Below are 18667 nucleotides of genomic sequence, written 5' to 3'. Positions count from 1 at the left end.
GCGACGATCCGTCGTGCCGAGGGGCTCCGGTCTCCCCTACCGGCTCAGTCGCAGCTCTTGGTGCTGTTGGCCGTCACCGCCTCGGCCGTGTAGGGGCACTGGAAGCCGATCCAGCGCAGCTGCTCCCACAGTTGCGGCCAGGGCTTCAGCGGGCCACGGCACACCATGAACTTCTGGCCGTCGTCGGAGACCGGCAGGTCGTTCGTGTACTCGCCGCGCTTCTCGCACGACTGGAAGAGCGTGCCGAACTGCTTCGGGTCGACCCCGATGGTGATCACGGTCGTCTTGTCCTCGCCGGGCCGGCCGAAGTCGGCGTACGAGTTGTGGCCGCTGTACGCCTTCGGCAGCCCGTACTCCGGCCCCCACTTGTCGATCGCGCCGGCCTGGCCGTAGTGATTGCCGTAGATGACGGTGTGCGCCTGCTCGTCCGACGGCAGCGATTGATAGATGGCGTTCACCTGTCTGGTCATCGCGGGCCAGCCGACCTGGTCGAACTGGACGATGGCCATGTCGCTGAGGACGGGAGTGTTCGCGTACGTGTTGATCGGGAGCGTCGGCAGCAGCAGGATCGCGGAGCTCGCCGCGTTGAGCGCGGTCAGCCCGCCGATCACACCGAGTCGTGTGACGCTGCGAGCCCACCGGTCGACGACCACGGCCCCCGCGGCGAGAAGGACGAACTGCAGCGAGGTCGTGTAGGCGCCCTGCCCGCCGACGATCAGCAGCACGACCACCATCAGCAGGTACGCCCAGCCGACGAACCGGTAGGCGCGCCACTCGGGACGACGCAGCAGCGCGACCAGCCCGGCGATCCACACCGGGCTCAGGAAGAGGCCGATGAGGAGCAGCTGCATCGGGATGAAGGTGCTGCGGGACAGGCTCTCCAGCGCCTTGGACAGCGCGGCGCTCATCTCCAGCTGCGGCATGCCGTGCGTGATCTGCCAGATCAGCACCGGCGAGGCGATGACCACGGCCACGCCGACCGCGGCCGGGAAGCGCCAGGTCCGGAACACCCACCGCGGTCCGAACACCAGCAGACCGGCACCGAGGCAGAGGAGCAGAAGAACCAGCAGGTACTTCGCGGTCAGGCCGACGCCGACCACGAGGCCGATCGCCCACCACAGGCGGGTGTCGCGTGTGCGCACCATCCGGATCAGCAGCCAGGACGCCGTGAGCCAGGACAGCTCGTCCCAGTTGTTCGTGCCCATGATGTGGCCGGTGTACATGACCAGGCCCGACGCGAAGGCCATGAACCCGGCGAGTATCTGGGCCCGGGAGCCGCCGCCCAGCTCGCGGGCGATCAGCGGGGCGAGCAGCACGGCGACGGAGGCCAGCAGCGCCGGCACCACGCGGAAGCCGAAGAGGTTGTCCCCGAACACCGCCATCTCGGCCTTGGCGACGAGCGCGACGAGCGGCGGCTGGTCGATGTAGCCCCACGCGAGATGGCGGCTCGCCGCCCGGGTGTAGAGCTCGTCCACGTGGTAACCGTGCCGAGTGGCCAGCGCCAGCAGGCACACCGTCATCGCGGCGGCGGTCAGCGACACCGTCCGCCATGGCACGGGGGTCAGCCCCTCGGGCGGCGTGGACGCCTCTGGTTCCGGGGAAGCGGCCACCTTCACGAAAGCCATAGGGACTCCGTTCCGTTCCGTCGTAGCTCGCTGCCGTGCCGGATGTCGGACACGACTCAGCCCTCAAATATCGACGCGCGCACCTCTGTCCTCAACGAACTTGAGCCGTGCCGACATTGCGCAGGCCGTGGCCTTCACCCGGGGCGCGACGCGGCTGGCCTCGGAGTTTCGTCCACGGGTCAACTTCATGGCGGGGGCGGCCCTGCCGCCGGAAGACTCGACTCCGTCGGCTGCCGTCTCACAGGGAAGGCACGGCATGACCACACCTCTGCCGCGCAACCGGAACTACCGCATTCTCTGGTCGGGCATGTTCCTGTCCGAATTGGCCGGCGAGATCGCGTACATCGCGTTCCCGCTTCTCGTGCTTGCCCACGGGGGCTCGGCGGCCGCGGTCTCCGGCGTCGCCGCGGTGCTCGCGGGCGCCCGCACACTGGTCAGCCTGCCCGCCGGGGCGCTCGCCGACCGCGTGGACCGCAAGCGGGTGATGGTGGCGACCCAGGGCGTCCGTACGGTGGCGATGCTCAGCGTCGCCGTCGCCGTCCTGCTGGGCAACTGCCCGCTGTGGCACATCCTGCTCGTGGCGGTCGTCGAGGGCGCGGCCGCCGGCATCTTCGTACCGGCCGAGAACGCGGCCCTGCCCCAGGTCGTGCCGGAGAGCATGCTGGCGCAGGCGGTGGCGCGCAACGCGGCCCGGCCGTTCGCCGCGCTGCTGATCGGTCCGGCGCTGGCCGGCTTCCTGTTCGGGCTGCACGAGGTGCTGCCGTTCACGCTGAACACGTCGGCGCTCGCGGTGTCGTTCGTGGCGCTGGCCGCGCTGCACCTGCCGCGCCGCGCCGCCGTCCCCAAGGCCGACGCAGAAGCCGAGGCCGCCGCCACGCCACGGCCAGGCGGGTTCGGGCCACTGCTGCGCATGCCGATCATCCGGGCGACGATGGCCTGGATCATCGGCGTGAACCTCGCGTTCCACACCCTGGTCGTGCTCGTGCTCATCGTGTCGGGCGAGGACAACGTCGCGCCCGGGCAGATGGGTCTGATGATGACGTGCTTCGGCGCGGGCGGCCTGGTCGGCGCCCTGATCGCCGACCGTCTGCACGCGGCGGCGCTGTCGCCGGGGGTGCTCGTCATCGGCTCGACCTGGGTCTTCGCCGCCGTCGCCGGCGTCATGGCGTACGCATCGCGCGGCGTGCCGCTCGGCATTCTGCTGGGCGTGGCCGCGATGGCCATGCCGGTCGCGAACACGACCGTGATCACCTGCCAACTGTCGTCTGTGCCCGATGAATTGCGTGGCCGCCTGTCCGGCCTCGTCGGACTCGGCTCCGAACTGGCCGCCACAGCCGGCCCCGTCATCGCCGGCGTGCTGTCCATCAGCACCCAGGACAGCGCCGTGCGCATTCTCGGCGCGGCCGCGCTGCTGGTGGTCGTCGCCGTCGGCGCCACCCTGAGCCCGACACTGCGCCGCCTCACACCGGCCGGGCCGTCGGCCGCACGACAGCCGACGCACTCCTGACCACCGACAACGGAGGAAGAACATGCTGAAGCTGCGGTTGCGCGACGAGGACATCGCCGCGATCAACAAGATCACGGAGGAGGTCGTGGGGCGCTTCACGTCCATCGAGGATCCCGCCCTGCACCGGGCCGCCCAGGTCTACGCGCACGAGTTGCCGCGCGAACTACGGACGGCGCTGGTCGATTTCAAGCTGACCGAGCCGTCGGGCGTGCTGGTCGTGTCCGGTCTGCCGGTCGACGACGCGGAGCTCGGGCTCACCCCGCCGGACTGGCGCGACAAGGCCGCGCCCGACGCGACGCTGCACCTCGACATCCCGTTCCTGCTCATCGCCTGCCTGCTCGGCGAGCCGATCGCCTGGGCCACCCAGCAGGATGGGCGGGTCATGCACGACATCTTCCCGATACGTGCCCACGAACACGGCCAGATCGGCTGGGGAAGCGCGGAGACGCTCACCTGGCACACCGAGGACGCCTTCCATCCCCTGCGCACCGATTACCTGGGCCTGATGTGCCTGCGCAACCCCGATGGGGTGGAGACGACGTTCTCCGACATCGCCGACGTGCGGCTCGACGAAGCGACGCGCGCGGCCCTGGCGGAGGAGCGATTCAAGATCCTTCCGGACGACTCGCACCGTCCGCAGAACCAGGTCGCCGGCGGTCAGGAGGATCCCGAAGTGGCCGAACTCATGAGGCGCAGCGCCGAGCGGGTGGACAGCGCCCTGCGGTCCCCCGAACCGGTCGCGGTTCTCTTCGGCTCAGCGAGGGATCCATACGTCCGACTGGATCCCTATTACATGCAGGGTGCACAGGGTGAAAGCGAGCAGCGGGTACTGGACGAGATCGGCGAGGCCCTGGACAGCAGGATGGACGGAGTGGCCCTGAGTCCCGGCGATATCGCTTTCATCGATAACTACCGGGTAGTACACGGCCGTAAGCCCTTCCAGGCGCGTTTCGACGGCACCGACCGTTGGCTGCGTCGGCTGAATATCGCCCGTGATCTGCGCAAGTCCCGACACGCGCGGTTGACGGCGGAGTCGCGGGTCATCTACTGATGCGCGGCTCGTCCGTCCCTGCATTTCCCCAGCGTCTCGGGCCGCGGGACGGAATGCCTGAGCTGTAGTGCGGCAGCCGTGACCGAGGTCGTCGCGGCTGCCGGTGCTCGCCGCCGTGCGCCGGCGGCCGGAGGGAGGTCGAGGACGGCCATGGCTGAATCGCGGTCGTCGCTTTCGAGACATATTTGCCGCCCCCTGGCAACGCTGCCATCAAACCCGCGCCCAGGCCAGACATTGGCGACGGCGATGCACGAATCGGTCACGAAGGTCGCAATTCCATTGCTGAGGGCTAAATCCCGATAGGCCTGGACTGTCGCCAAGTCCTTTGAGGGATCATTATCCTTGCCATCGCTGCCGCTACGCGCATAGGCTTTGTGAGCAAATTATATATCGGGGGTGGCGATGTTGCGCATCAAAGTTACCGGCCAGGACATACAAAGACTAAGAATGGTCCATACTTTAGGACCCGTGTCCGAAGCGGTCTTCGCACTTCACCACTTCGGACGCGAACGGGCTCGCAGCAGTGCCGGTTGGCAAAAGTTCGTGCGCGAGCGCCTCGGCGACGATCTGCCCGCCGTGGGCGAGGTCGTGTCCAAGTACCAGGTGATTCCCGACCTTCTGTGGCTGCTCGAGCGGGATGGAGCCGACGCGGATTCGGTGCCGCCCGCCGTGCGTGCCCGGGCTCGCCGCCTCGCCCAGGTGGTCTTCCTCTTCTGCAGCGCGGGCATCCTGCCCTACTGGTCGCAGATACAGGCCCGGCTGGAGATCGAGCGTGACGTGCGCGGGCGGATAGCCATCACGAACGGCGTCGAATTCCTGCTCGCGGGCCTGCACCCCAAGGTGACCTGGGAGTCCTCGGAGCTGCGCGTCGCGTCCAACGTCGACCTCGACATCACACTCGACGGGCGCGGCCTGATCCTGAGCCCCTCGCTGTTCCTCCCCGACAAGACCTGCGTGCTCGTGCGCTCCGAGCGACAGTCCCGCGTGCCCGCGCTCGTCTTCTCCGTGCCGCTGGATCTCAACGATCTGGAGTCGCCCCCCGAGGAATCGGAGGTGGACGGCGACCGGGCGCTGGCCGCCCTCGTCGGAGCCACCCGTGCGGCCGCCCTGCGCGCGCTGTCCGAGAGCGGCACCACCGGCGATCTGTCCGACCGGCTCGGCATCTCCCTCTCCGGCGCCAGCAAGCAGGCCACTGTGCTGCGCGAGGCGGGTCTGATCACGACGTTACGCAACCGTACTACCGCCATGCACACGCTCACTCCGCTCGGCTTTGCGCTCCTGCAAAGGGAGTTGCCCGCCGAGGTCGCCAGTGGGCCGGGTAGGCCGGGCAACCCACGGACGGGTGAGCTGCGGGACGGTCCGCGGCCCCGCGGCTAAGGCATGACCCGTGTCTCGACCACGCGGCCATCGGCGAGCAGCACCACCGCGTCGGCCCGTTCCAGAGAGGCCAGGTCCGCGGCCGAGGACACGACGCAGAGTCCCTGCCGGTCCACCAGGTCGCGCAGCAGGTCCAGGACCGCCGCCGCGCCCGCGGGCGGAAGGCCGCTGGTGAGGTCATCGGCGAGCAGTACGTCGGGGGCATCGGCGACCGCGATCGCGACCGCCGCCGCGCGTTGCCGACTCTCCGTCAGGCCGAGTACGGGGGTGTCCCGTTCCTCCCACAGGTCGAGCCGGTGCAATGCCCCGTGCAGCATCTCGGCCTCCCCCGCCGCCAGCTGCCCCAGCGCCGAGCCGAGCGTGCCGATCGTCGCCAACTGTTCCGTCACCGGCCGGAGTCCGACGTGCGCGAGCCGCAGACCCGCGGCAAGACGAACCTCGCCCGCCGTCACCGGATCCAGACCCGCGGCGCACCGCAGGACGCTGGTCTTGCCCGCGGCGGCCGGCCCGGCCAACGCCGTCCAGGTGCCGGCCTCGCACGTGAAGTTCACATTCTCGATCACGAATCCGGACTCGATGCCTCCGGCTTCGGTCCTGCCGACATGGCACAGCTGTAGAGCCGGACGCTGTTCAGTCATGGTGGTCTCTTTCCATGCTCGGGAGGTTGGTTGTGCAACCGTTCCACCGTCCCCGTTCTACTCCGGCGGAGGTGAGCCAAATCTATTCATCTCCCGTTTCGGACACTCGGCCTCAACTGCATGCTATGACCTCCCGCGCTGACGAGCCCATACCTTCTGCCCCAGGGAAAGAACTACAGCCTGCTGTATTGCACGCGGTGGCCCGGTCTGCCCCGGCGATCCGTGCCTGGGCGCCGCCGCTGCGGGCCACGGTCTATCTGATCGGGGAATTCGGCACCGCGGCCATGACCCTTCTGTCGTTCCTGCTGCTCTGTCACCCGGGCATGCGCCGGTCGTGGGCCGAGTGGCACCGGCAGCGAGCCGGTCGTCTGCTGGGCCGCCCGGTCCGCGCGCAGAGCATCGCCCTGCCCCGTCATCTGTACTGGCTCGCCCTGCACCTCACCCTCGGCCTCTCCTGCGGGCTCGCCTCGGTCGTCTGCGTCGGCAACGCGCTGCTGGTCGCGGCGGCTCCCCTGCAGTGGTGGGCGTTTCCGGTGCAGGGCAGCCCGAATACGGTGCTGGACATCCCGGTCGTCGGCCGGCACGGGGCCATCGCCGGCGGTCCGTCGGTGGAGACCGTCCTGTTCGCCGTCGGCTGCCTGGCGCTGCCGGTGCTCGCCACGGGTTACGCCCGCCTGACTCTCGCCGTGCTCGCGTCGTCGCGTACCCAATTGCTCGCCGATCGCGTGGCCACGCTCAGCCGCACCCGCAGTGACGCGCTCGAGGCGCACGGCGCCGAACTGCGGCGGATCGAGCGCGATCTGCACGACGGCACCCAGGCACGGCTGGTGGCTGTCGCCATGCGGCTCGCGATGGCCCGGCGGTGCCTCGACCATGACCTGGTCACCGTCGCCCGGATGCTGCGCGAGGCGACCGACGTCACCGAGGAGGCGATGGTCGAGCTTCGCGAGGTGCTCCGCGGCATCTACCCGCCCATCCTCGCCGACCGCGGGCTGCAGGGAGCGCTGCGCACCGTCGCCGCCCGGGGCGGCGTGCCGGTCTCGATCGACCTCGGCGAGTTGCACCGGATCCCGGCGGCCATCGAGGCGGTCGCCTACTTCGTGGTCACCGAGGCGCTGACGAACGTGGCCAAACACAGCCGGGCCACGGAGGCGGGGCTGAGCGTGCGGCGCGTCGAGGACATGCTGACGGTCGTCGTCACCGACAACGGCGTGGGCGGCGCGCGGGAGAACGGTGGCAGCGGACTGGCGGGCCTCCGTGGCCGCGCGCAGGCTCTCGACGGCTGCGTCACGGTCGTCAGCCCGGTGGGCGGCCCCACCACGATCACCGTGGAGCTGCCGTGCGGATAGTCATCGCGGAGGACAACGTCCTGCTCGCCACCGGCCTGGAGCTGCTGCTGACCAGTGCCGGCTACGAGGTGGCCGAAGTCGCCGCCGACGCCGCGGGATTCCTCGCCGCGGTGGACCGGCATCGCCCGGCCGTCACCATCGTCGACGTGCGGCTGCCGCCGTGGTTCCGCGACGAAGGGATCCGGGCCGCGATCGAGGCCCGGCGCGTCCATCCCGGCCTGCCGGTCCTGGTTCTGTCCCAGTACGTGGAGCCGACGTACGCGTCCGAGCTGCTCTCCGGCAGCGGGGGCGGCGTCGGCTATCTGCTCAAGGACCGAATCAGCCGGGTCGACGAGTTCCTGGAGGCGCTCGACCGGGTCGCCACCGGCGGCACCGCGCTCGACCCCGACGTGATAACCCAGTTGCTCACCGGGCGAACGCAACCGCTGTCCGCGCTCACCCGCCGGGAGCGGGAGGTCCTGGCGCTCATGGCGGAGGGGCACGACAACTCCACGTTGGCCGAGAAGCTGTCCATCACCAACAACGCCGTGCACAAGCACATCGGCAACATCTTCGCGAAGTTCGAGCTCACCGAGACCGACGCCGGTCATCGGCGGGTCCGCGCCGTGCTGACCTATCTGGAGCACGCTGCCGGCTGAGAACCGTACAGACACCTACGTATCCGGGTACGGCAATGCGGCGGGCCCGTTCGTCGAACGGGCCCGCCGCTCTCGGGTGCGCTACGTCTGCCGTACGCAGAGCCTCCCGGTGATCTGCACACGGTCGACGTCGCCGGTCGCCGGGTCGCGCAGGAACCGCCCGAGGTACGGCATCGCCGCGCGCGGGCCGCCGTCCGATGGCGTACGGAAGGAGAGGTCCTCGCCGACGAGGAGCCGGACCGGCGTCGCTCCGGCGACCGAGAGCAGGAGTCCGCCCTCGTCGGCCTCGACCCGGCACGACCAGCCGCCGTTCGCGTAGTGCCCCGCGCACTCCGGTGGCGCCTGCACGGGCTCGGCGTCGTTCGTGTCCCGGGGATGGTCGCCGACCTCCAGGCCGGTTTCGCCCAGCCGCCCGAGCAGCGACTCCCACAGGCGCGCGCCGGTGCTGCCGTTGGCGGTCAGCGCCACCACGGTCCGCGTCGACGGGTTCACGCGGAGGTGGCTCCACGCACCGTCGCCGGTACCGTCGTGGCCGAACCAGGTCCCGTACCGCGACCATCCGGCGCCCCAGCCGCCCGCCAGCCCGTAGGCGCCGACGGCGAGCCCCTCCGTGACGTCCTCGCGCATCGATCGCGCCGTCGCGGCGTCGAGCAGGGCCGCGCCCGGGCCGAGGCCCAGGTGGGCGGCGCCGAACAGCGCGAGGTCGCGGGCGGAGAGGCGCAGTCCGGCGGCCGGGTCCTCCAGCGGCGGTACGGACTGTTCCTGGATGGGCCGGGGTCGGGCGTCCGGGCGTACGAGATGGCCCAGGGCGGTCGGCGCCGCGGCGTCGTGGCCCAGTGGGCGCAGCAGCATCGCGTGCACGGCCTCTGCCCAGTCCAGCCCCGTGATCTCCTCGACCAGGCGGCCCGCGATCAGGTAGCCCGGGTTCGAGTAGGAGAAGACAGTGCCCGGTTCGTGCACGGCCGGCTCGGACGCGTGGCGGGCGAGCCACCGGGCGCGGGTGGTTCCGGGTGGCAACTCGGCGGTATTGGCCGCCAGGCCCGCGGTGTGGCTGAGCACCTGCCGCAGCGTGAACTCCGGACCCGCGCGCAACTCTTCCAGCTGCTTCGCCAAGGGCTCGTCCAGGTCCGCGTCGCCGTCGGCGACCAGCTGGGCCGCGAGCGTCGCGGTGAACGGCTTGGTGAGCGATCCGAGCGGGAACGCCGTCGCGACCGTCACCGGTCTTCCCGATCCGGCCTCCCCCTCACCGGTCTCGGCGGTGCTGAGGAGGCCGTCGCGCCAGACCGCCAACTGGGCGCCGGGCACGCCGTGCAGGAGCGCGAGCTCCGCCAGCAGGTCGTTCACCGGGCATCCTCCGCCCCGAGGGCCGGCTCGCAGAGGTGTGCGATCGACCGCAGCGCCGCTACGAGTTCGGAGCCGACCCGCGCGATCGACTCGTGCTCGTGCAGGTTGACCGAGTAGTAGAGGTCGAAGCCGAGCCGGCCGTCCTCGACCGCGCCGACCACCTCCAGCGCCTGCACGACCCGCTCGCGGTCGTCCTGTTCCTGGCCGATCGGGTCGTGGAAGGCGTGGAACAGCGAACGGTCGGCCGTGCGGGTGATCTCCTCGGTCTGGCTGTGGTAGTTGAACAACACCGCGGGAGGCGTGTGCTCCGCCGGCGGAGTGCCGGATCCGGTGAGGTGGCGCAGCGCGCCGTAGCCGAGACCGTTGCCCGGAACGGCTCGCAGGCAGCGGCGCACCGACCGCACGACGGCGGGCCAGTCGGCCTCGGCGTCCGTCCGTCCGGGCACCCGTAGCGCGACGGGGTACGAGCTGGTGAACCACCCGACGGTGCGGGACAGGTCGACGTCGTCGAAGATCTCCTCACGGCCGTGGCCCTCCATCTCGATCACCACCTGGTCGTCGCCGGACCAGCGGCACATCGTCCAGGCCAGCGCGGAGAGCAGCACATCGCTGACCCGGGCCCGGAACCTGCCCGGCGCCACGTGCAGCAGCGCCGCGGTCTCGTCCCGCTCCAGCCTCACCGGCATGATCTGCCGCGACGACACCACGTTCGGTCCGGGCCCGTCCTCCGGCAGCGGCGTCGCCTCGGGTACCGCGTCCCAGTGTTCGGCCTGATCCGCGAAGCCGCCGCCGACCGCGTGTGCCGCGAGCCGCGTGGCCCACTGCCGGAACGAGGAGGTCTTGGCGCCGAGGTCGACGGCCTCTCCCCCGAGCGCCTGCCGGTAGGCCAGGTCCAGGTCGTGGTTGAGGATCCGCCACGACACCGCGTCGATCACGAGGTGGTGCACCGTCAGATGCAGGTGCGCCCGCCGGCCCGGGCCGAGGTCGAACAGGACCGCCCGCAGCAGGGGGCCGGCCGCCAGGTCGAAGCCCGTGTCGGCCGCCGCGGCGAGCCGGTTCATGACGGGGGGCAACTCCTCGTCGGGCAGCCCCGACAGGTCGTGGCGCTCGAACAGCTCGCCGGTCTCGGCCGCTGCGTTCTGCTGGGACCAGGAGCCTCGCTCGTCGCGTGTGTACCGCATCCGCAGCGCGTCGTGGTGCGCGACGACCGCCACGAGCGCGGCCCGCAGCGCCGTCTCGTCGGTGTCCGCGGCGAGTTCGACGTGGATCGACTGGGCGAGGTGCTGCGGGGCGACCGTGTTGCGCGCGAAGAACTCGTGCTGGATCGGGGTGAGCGGCACCTCGCCGGCCTCGGCCTGCTGGGTGGCGGAGACCTGGCGGTCCCGGCCTGCGGCGGCGACGAGCTGCTCGACGGTCGGGTGGCGGAAGAGGTCGCTGGAGGAGATCTGCAGTCCCGCCCGGCGGCTCTTGAACACGACCTGGATGCTGAGGATCGAGTCGCCGCCGAGGTCGAAGAAGTCGTCGGTGACCCCGACGCCCTCCACGCCGAGCACCTCCGCCCAGATCGCGGCCATCGTGCGCTCGTCGGAGGTGCGGGGCTCCACCGAGGCCCGGCCGGCCGCCGCGGTCACGGGCTCCGGCAGGGCGCGGCGGTCGACCTTGCCGTGCGGTGTGAGCGGTATCCGCTCGAGCCGGACGAGCGCGGCCGGGACCATGTACTCGGGCAGGCGGGCGGCGAGATACGCGGTCAGTTCGGCCGGGTCCTGCTCCGAGACCACGTACCCGACGAGACGCCGGCGGCCCGGCTGGTCCTCGCGGACGATGACGGCCGCCTGTGCCACATCCGGGTGGCGGGCGAGCGTCTGCTCGATCTCGCCGAGCTCGATGCGGTAGCCGCGCAGCTTCACCTGGTCGTCGGTACGGCCGACGAACTCGAGCGTGCCGTCGGGGCGCCAGCGCATCAGGTCGCCGGTGCGGTACATCCGTGAACCGGGCGGCCCGAACGGGTCCGGCAGGAAGCGTTCGGCGGTCATCGCGGGCCGGTCCCGATACCCGCGGCACACGCCGTCCCCGGCGAGGTACGCCTCCCCGGCCACGCCCGTCGGGACCACCTGCAGGTCCCGGTCGAGCAGGTAGACCCGGGCGTCCGCGCTCGGCCGGCCGACCGGAACGGTCCGTCCGGGTCGCCCGCCGCGCTCGACCGGGAAGCACGTCGCGGTCACCGAGCACTCGGTGGGCCCGTACGCGTTGACGATCCGCAGACCGGGAAGCCGGTCGAGAACGCGTGCGCAGTGCGGCGCGGACAGCGCCTCACCGCCGACGACGACCTTCCGCAGCCCCGCGAGGATCCCCGGGTCGGTGTCGGCGACGGCATGGAAGAAGCCCGCCGAGAACGACATGGCCTGCACCTCGTTGTCGCGCAGGAACTTGTCGAGCTCGTCGACCGAGCGGAAGTCGCCCGGCCGCACGGCCAGGCACGCGCCGATCAGCAGCGCCTGCCACAGCTCGTTCTGCGCGGCGTCGAACGAGATCGAGTGGTGCTGGGCGATCGTGGTGGCGTCCCCGAACGTGTGCTCGCCCGCGGCGTGCACGAGGCGGACGAGGCCTCGGTGGGTGACCATGCTCGCCTTGGGCGTGCCGGTCGAGCCCGAGGTGTAGACGAGCACGGCGAGGTTGTCGGGGACGGTCCGCGACGGCAGCGGCCCGGCGGCCGGCCCCAGCTGCAGATCGTCGATCAGCAGGACCTCGGCGCCGGTCGGCGGCAGGCCGGGCGCGAGCGCGGCGCTGGTCAGCAGCACCGGCACACCCGAGTCGCGGAAGAGATGGTCGAGGCGCTCGGGCGGGTACCCGGGGTCGAGCGGTACGTACGCGCCGCCCGCCTTGAGGATGCCGAGCATGGCGGTGATCATCTCGGCGCCACCCGGCAGGCAGATGCCGACCGGCACCTCCGGACCGACACCCCGGCCGGCGAGGTGGTGGGCGAGCCGGTCGGACTCGGCGTCCAGCTCGGCGTAGGTGAGCCGGGTGTCGCTGGCGACGACCGCGGGTCGGTCGGGGTACCTGCGCGCGACCTCGGTGAAGAGCTCGTGCAGGCACCGGTCGGGGTAGCCGGACGGGGTGCCGTTGAACTCCTCGATCAGACGGTCGCGTTCGGCGCCGCGGACCGTCGGCAGGTCCCGCAGCCTGGTGCCGGGTGCCGCCACCATCGCGTCGAGCGTGCCGAGCAGGTGATCGGCGAAGCGGCCCGCGGTGGCGTCGTCGAACAGGCGCGGGTCGTAGCCGAGCCGCAGGTGGAGTCCGTCCACCAGGTGCGCCACACAGGTGAGCGGGAAGTTCGACGTCTCGAGGCCGGCCAGCGACCGTACGCCCAGGCCGTGGCGCTCGGCCGCGTGCTCGTCGTACGGGAAGTTCTCGAAGACCACGCAGCTGTCGAAGAGGTCGGTGCCCGCCGGGATCGCGGCCCAGTGCCGCACCTGGGCGAGGGAGACGTACTCGTACTGGCGGCCGTCGACCTGCTGCTCCTGGATCTCGCGCAGCCAGGCGCGCAGCTCGCTGTCGGGCGAGACGGTCAGCCGGGCGGGCAGGGTGTTGATGAACAGGCCGATCATGTCGTCCGAGCCCGGCAGCTCGGCGGGCCGGCCGCCCACCGTGGTGCCGAAGCAGACCTGCCGGTCGCCGCTGTATCGGGACAGCAGCAGGGCCCAGGCGCCCTGGATCAGCGTGTTGACGGTGACCCGGGCCTCCCGGGCGAAGCTCTCGAGGCGTCCGGTCTCCTCCGCCGTGAGTTCGAGATCGATGTGGCCGGTGTCGCGGGACTGGTGCGAGCGCAGCGGCGCCCGGTCGTAGGGCAGTGCGGTGGGCGCGGAGAACCCGGCGAGCAGGCCGGTCCAGTAGGTCTGCGCCGCGGCGGTGTCCTGCTCCCCCAGCCAGCGCACGTACTCGCGGAACGGGCGGCGGGGACGCGGCGGCGCGACCTCCCGTCCGCTGAGGGCGGCGTGCTCCGCGAAGACCTCGCCGAGCAGATCGGCGAAGCTCCAGCCGTCGAGGAGGATGTGGTGCGACGAGCAGCGCAGGTGGACGGAGGACGCGGAGAGCCGGGCCAGGTGCAGCCGCAGCAGCGGCGGCCGCGACAGGTCCAGCGGTTCGACCGGGGCCTCGGCCAGCAGGCGCATGCGCTCCTGCTGCTGGACCTCGGTCAGCTCCGACCAGTCCTCGGTGACGACGGGCACGCGTACGTCCTTGTGGACCACCTGCAGAGGCCGTCCGCCCTCGGCGTCGGCGATCGCCGTACGCAGCACGGGCGTGCGGTCGACGACCCGTTGCCATGCCTCGGCCAGCAGCGCGGGGTCGGTGACACCGTCGAGGACGAGCCCGAGGTGGGTGAGGTAGATGTCGTCCTCGTGCGCGTCGAGCGAGTGGAACAGCAGGCCGCTCTGCATCGGCGTGAGCGGGTAGACGTCCTCGACCGTGCGGCCGTCCCCGGCGATCCGGTCGACGCCGTCCTGGTCGAGCCCCGCGAGCGGGAAGTCGGACGGGGTGCAGCCGCCGGCCTGGGCGCAGTGCGCCACGATGTCGGCGAGCGCGGCCGTGAACCGGGCCGCGAGACCGGCGACCGTCGCCTCGTCGTGCAGCACGTCCGAGTACTCCCAGGAGAACTCGAGCCGGCCGTCGCGGACCATCCCGGTGATCTCCAGGGGGTTCGGGCGGGCCAGGTCCGCGCTGCGGTCCGGTGCGGGGCTGGGCCGCCAGCCGCGCAGCAGGCCGTCGCCCGTGGCCACGTCGAAGTGGCCGTGGTAGTTGAAGCCGACCTGGCAGCGGCCGCCGCCCAGTCCGGCGTCCTCGGTCAGGTAGCGCAGGGCGCCGTACCCGATGCCGGCCTCGGGGACCGCGCGCAGGGTCTCCTTGACGGCCTTGAGCCGGGTGCCCCAGTCCTCGCCCGGCACGGGCAGCACCACCGGGAAGAGGGTGGTGAACCAGCCCGCCGTGCGGGACAGATCGACGTCGTCGAAGAGGTTCTCGCGGCCGTGGCCCTCCAGTTCGACCGCGACGGTGTCGCCGCCGGTCCAGTCGGTCAGCACCGCCGCGAGCGCGGTCAGCAGTACGTCGTTGACCTGGGTGCGGTACGCCGCCGGCACGTCCCGCAGCAGCGCGCGGGTCAGCTCGGCGTCGAGGCCCGCCTCGACCGTGCGGGCGTGTGCGAGCGTGTCCGGTGCCGCACGGTCGACCGGCAGTGGCGGGCAGGCGGCGGATGCCGCCTCCACGGCCTGCCAGTACGGCCGCTCGCTGTCGAAGCGGCCGGATGCGGCCGCCTCGGTCAGCCGCCTCGACCAGTCCCGGAAGCCGGTGGACTTCTCCGGGAGGCTGACGTGCACGCCTTGCGCCGCCTGCCCGTAGGCGAGCTCCAGGTCGGAGAGCAGCACGCGCCAGGTGACCCCGTCGACGACGAGGTGGTGGGCCGTGACGAACAGCCGGTCGGGCTCGGGTCCACCGGAGAAGAACACCGCGCTGAGCAGGGGTCCGGCGTCGAGCCGGAAGCCGGTCTGCGCCGCCGTGACCGCCTCGCGGACCGCCTCCTCGCGGGCGTGACGGTCGAGTCCGGACAGGTCGACCGTGCGGAACGGCTCGCCCGTCTCGGCGGCCGCGCAGTGCTGCCGCCAGGCGCCGTCGGTGAGGACGGCGCGCAGCCGCAGCGCGTCGTGGTGGTCGAGCAGCGCCGTCACCGCGGTGCGCAGGGCGGCCGGATCGGTACCGGGCGCGAGCTCGACGAACATCGACTGGTTGAAGTGGGCGGCGCCCTCGGGGTACTGCTCGACGTACCAGCGTTGCACCGGGGTGAGCGGTACGTCCCCGACCGCGGTGGCGGCCGCCTGCGGCGCGGGCTGCTCCGTGAGCTGGACGACGGCGGCCAGGTCGGCGACGGTCTGGTGCAGGAAGATCTGCTTGGCGGTCAGGCGCAGGCCGGCCCGTCGCGCCTTCGACACGACCTGCAGCCCGACGATCGAGTCGCCGCCGAGCTCGAAGAAGTTGTCGCCGACGCCGACCGTGCCGGGCTGGAGGCCCAGCACCTCGGCCCAGATCGCGGCGAGCTCGGACTCGGTGCGGTTGCGCGGCGGTACGTGGTTCCCGGCGGTGTGGTCGGTGATGTCGGGAGCCGGCAGCGCCTTGCGGTCGAGCGTGCCGCTCGGTGTCATGGGAAGCTCGTCGAGGACGACGAGCGCGGAGGGTATCGCAGGGTCGGGGACGATCCCCGCGAGGAACGCGCGCAGCTCGGTGAGGGTGGGCGCGGCGCCGTCCGCGAGCAGGTACCCGACGAGCCGGTCGCGGCCGGATGTGTCGGCGCGTACCGCGGCGGCCGCGGCGGCGATGCCGGGATGGCGCAGCATGGCGGCCTCGACCTCGCCGAGTTCCACCCGGAAGCCGCGGACCTTGACCTGGTCGTCCGCGCGGCCGAGGTACTCCAGGTTTCCGTCGGGCCGCCATCGCCCGATGTCGCCGGTGCGATAGAGCCGCCCGCCGGTGAACGGGTCGCGGAGGAAGCGCTCCGCGGTCAGCTCGGGCCGGTTCCAATAGCCCTGCGCCACACCGTCACCGCCGATGTGGATCTCGCCCGGCACGCCGACGGGGACGGGACGCAGTCGGGTGTCGAGCACGTACGTACGGGTGTTGGCCAACGGCCGGCCGACCGGCACGACCGCCGTGCCGCCCGGCGCGCCGGCCCGCAGCCGGTACGTCGTGGAGTCCACGGTGGTCTCCGTGGCGCCGTAGTTGTTCGTGACGACGGCGTCGGAGGGGAGCAGTTCCAGGACCGCGGCCGCGTCGTCGGCCAGCCAGGCTTCCGAACCGACCGCGAGGACGCGCAGCGAGTCGGCCCGGCCTCCGGTCCAGGACAGCTCCTGGGCGACCGCCTTGGCCAGCGACGGGGTGGTCACCAGCAGCTGCGGGCGGGTCTCGGCGATCAGCGCGGCCAGTGCGGGCGGGTCGCTGATCACGTCCGCCGGGCAGATCACCATCTCGCCGCCGTACATCGCGGACATCAGGAAGTCGCCGAGGAACAGGTCCACGGCGAAGCTGGACACCGAAAGGCTGCGGCCCCGCAGTCCGGTCAGGTCGTAGCGGGCGTCCCAGGCGCGCATCATGTGGGCGACATTGCGATGGCTGACCATCACGCCCTTCGGGCGGCCGGTCGAGCCGGAGGTGTAGATGACGTACGCGAGGTCGTCCGGCCCGGCGGCCGTGGTGGGCGGCGTGTCGGGGTGGCGGGCGATCGTGTCCTGGTCGGTGTCGAGTCGGATCGTGGTCCAGGCGCCCTCGCCCACCGCCGCCGAGTCGGTGATCAGCACCGGTGCCGCGGCGTCGTCGAGCATCATGGCCAGCCGCCCGGCGGGGTGCTCCGGGTCGAGCGGTACGAACGCGCCACCGGCCTTGAGTACGGCCAGCAGCGCGACCATCGCGTCCACGCCGCGGTCGAGGCAGACGCCGGTCAGCACGCCGGGGCGGACGCCGACCGAGACCAGGTGGTGCGCGAGCCGGTTGGCCCGCGCGGCCAGTTCGGCGAAGGTGAGCCGCCGGCTGCCGTCGCTCACCGCGACGGAGTCGGGCGTCCGGGCCGCCTGCTCGTCGAAGATCTGGTGCAGGGTCCGTGCGGTCGGTGCCGCGAGGGCCGGGCCCTGCCAGTCGGCGGTGAGCGTCCGCAGCTCGTCGGCCGGCAGCATGGACAGACCGGCGAGCGGGGCCGCGGGTTCCTCGGACACCGCGCGCAGCAGTGTGACGAGGTGGCCGCCGAGCCGCTCCACGGTCGCCCGGTCGAACAGATCGGTGCTGTATTCCAGGTAGCAGACGAGGGAGGAGGCGTCCTCGTAGAAGTCGAACGTGAGGTCCAGCTTCGCGACGTCGACCGGCGGCTGGATCTCGGTGACGTCCAGCCCCTGGAAGGCCGGCAGCGTGTCGGCCATGTTCTGCAGGTTGACCATCACCTGCACCAGCGGCGGCCGGGACGCGTCCCGGTCGGGCCGCAGCGTGTCGACCAGGCGCTGGAAAGGTACCTCGTCGTGGGCGAACGCCTCTAGCAGACCGGTACGCACCCGGCCGAGCAGCTCCGTGAACGACAGCGACTCCTCGACCTGGGAGCGCAGCACCACGGTGTTGATGAAGAAGCCGATCAGGTTCTCCAGCTCGGGCTGCTGCCGGCCCAGGGTGACGGTGCCGACCGCCACATCGGGTTCGCCGCAGTACCGGGCCAGCAACACCTTCGTGACCGTGACCAGGGCCATGAACAGCGTCGCGTCCTGCCCACGGCTCAACTCCCGCAGTCGGCCCAGTACATCGGCGGGGATCTCCACCGGCAGGGTCGCGCCCGCGGGCGTGCGGACGGGTGGCCGCAGCCGGTCGGTGGGCAGATCGGTCGTGCGCATCCCCGTGAGCCGGTCACGCCAGTAGCCGAGCTGCTCGTCGAGCGTGCCGGACCGATCGCGTTCCCAGACGGCGAAGTCGCCGTACTGCACGGGCAAGGGCGGCAGGGACGCCGCGACGCCGCAGGCCGCCGCCTCGTAGGCGGCGGCCAGCTCGGCGAGCAGCCGCCCGGTCGACCAGCCGTCGCAGACGATGTGGTGCATCGCCAGTACGAGCACGTGCTCGCGGGCGTCCACGCGCAGCAGCGCGGCCCTCAGCAGCGGCCCGCGGCGCAGGTCGAACGGCTTGTTCATCTCCGTCGCGAGGAAGCGGTCGACCGTGGTCCGCGCGTCGGGACCCGACACGTCGACGGTCGGCAACGCCCGGTCGGCGTGCTCGTGCACGACCTGGACGCCACGGCCGTCGGGCGTCGCGTCGAACGTGGTGCGCAGCGTCTCGTGCCGGCGCACGACCTGGTTGAGCGCGGCGGCGAGTGCCGTGGCGTCGAGCTCGCCGCGCAGCCGCAGCGCGCGCAGCGTGTTGTACTCGGCGCTGTCCGGTTCCAGTTCGGCCAGGAACCAGAGCCGTTCCTGCGCCGACGACATCGGCAGCGTGCCGTCGCGGAGGCCGGTCGGGATCGTCAGGTCCTCGGACGCGGCCTCGCCGGCGAGGCGGCGCAGCAGCTCCGCCCGCACGTGTGCCGGTAAGGACGCGAACTTCTCGTCGAGCTGGGTCATCTGCGTTCCTCCC

The 18667-nt window shown here is 71.7% G+C and carries 8 protein-coding genes and 1 pseudogene; 5 read left to right on the top strand and 4 right to left on the bottom strand.

Translation table 11 applies throughout. The annotated features are described in order from the left end of the window. Nucleotides 1-44: 44 nt before the first annotated feature. Nucleotides 45-1625 (bottom strand): ArnT family glycosyltransferase, encoded by a 1581-nt coding sequence (locus tag OG361_RS34455; RefSeq protein WP_405859849.1) that lies wholly within the window; start codon nt 1623-1625, stop codon nt 45-47. Between the two features lie 256 nt (nt 1626-1881). Between OG361_RS34455 and OG361_RS34450 the strand changes: the two genes are divergently transcribed. The 3 genes from OG361_RS34450 to OG361_RS34440 all read left to right on the top strand — a co-directional run bounded on the left by OG361_RS34450 (nt 1882) and on the right by OG361_RS34440 (nt 5560). Beyond that, nucleotides 1882-3132, top strand: a complete 1251-nt coding sequence (locus OG361_RS34450; RefSeq protein WP_405859847.1) for an MFS transporter — start codon at nt 1882-1884, stop codon at nt 3130-3132. Nucleotides 3133-3154: 22 nt separating this feature from the next. Next, complete coding sequence (gntD, locus tag OG361_RS34445) at nt 3155-4183, top strand: guanitoxin biosynthesis L-enduracididine beta-hydroxylase GntD (RefSeq protein ID WP_405859845.1); 1029 nt, start codon at nt 3155-3157, stop codon at nt 4181-4183. 468 nt (nt 4184-4651) lie between these two features. Continuing rightward, nucleotides 4652-5560, top strand: coding sequence for an ArsR/SmtB family transcription factor (locus OG361_RS34440; RefSeq protein WP_405859843.1), 909 nt, complete (start codon nt 4652-4654; stop codon nt 5558-5560). Here OG361_RS34440 and OG361_RS34435 read toward each other — a convergent pair. After that, nucleotides 5557-6198, bottom strand: a complete 642-nt coding sequence (locus tag OG361_RS34435) for an ATP-binding cassette domain-containing protein (RefSeq protein ID WP_405859840.1) — start codon at nt 6196-6198, stop codon at nt 5557-5559. The genes OG361_RS34440 and OG361_RS34435 overlap by 4 nt on opposite strands. 197 nt (nt 6199-6395) lie before the next feature. Between OG361_RS34435 and OG361_RS34430 the strand changes: the two genes are divergently transcribed. Continuing rightward, nucleotides 6396-7547, top strand: coding sequence for a histidine kinase (locus OG361_RS34430; protein WP_405859839.1), 1152 nt, complete (start codon nt 6396-6398; stop codon nt 7545-7547). Beyond that, nucleotides 7538-8185, top strand: coding sequence for a LuxR C-terminal-related transcriptional regulator (locus OG361_RS34425; protein ID WP_405859837.1), 648 nt, complete (start codon nt 7538-7540; stop codon nt 8183-8185). Before OG361_RS34430 ends, OG361_RS34425 begins: the two co-directional genes overlap by 10 nt. 81 nt (nt 8186-8266) lie before the next feature. Here the strand turns inward: OG361_RS34425 and OG361_RS34420 are convergent, their stop codons facing one another. Continuing rightward, on the bottom strand, nt 8267-9529 hold the full coding sequence (locus OG361_RS34420) for a serine hydrolase domain-containing protein (RefSeq protein WP_405859835.1): 1263 nt from the start codon (nt 9527-9529) through the stop codon (nt 8267-8269). 29 nt (nt 9530-9558) lie between these two features. Then, nucleotides 9559-18546, bottom strand: a pseudogene (locus OG361_RS34415) (amino acid adenylation domain-containing protein); the annotation flags it as partial. Nucleotides 18547-18667 lie beyond the last annotated feature (121 nt).

This window comes from Streptomyces sp. NBC_00090 (genome assembly GCF_045160815.1).
Taxonomy (GTDB): Bacteria; Actinomycetota; Actinomycetes; order Streptomycetales; family Streptomycetaceae; genus Streptomyces.
This window is presented reverse-complemented; position numbering and strand designations above follow the sequence as displayed.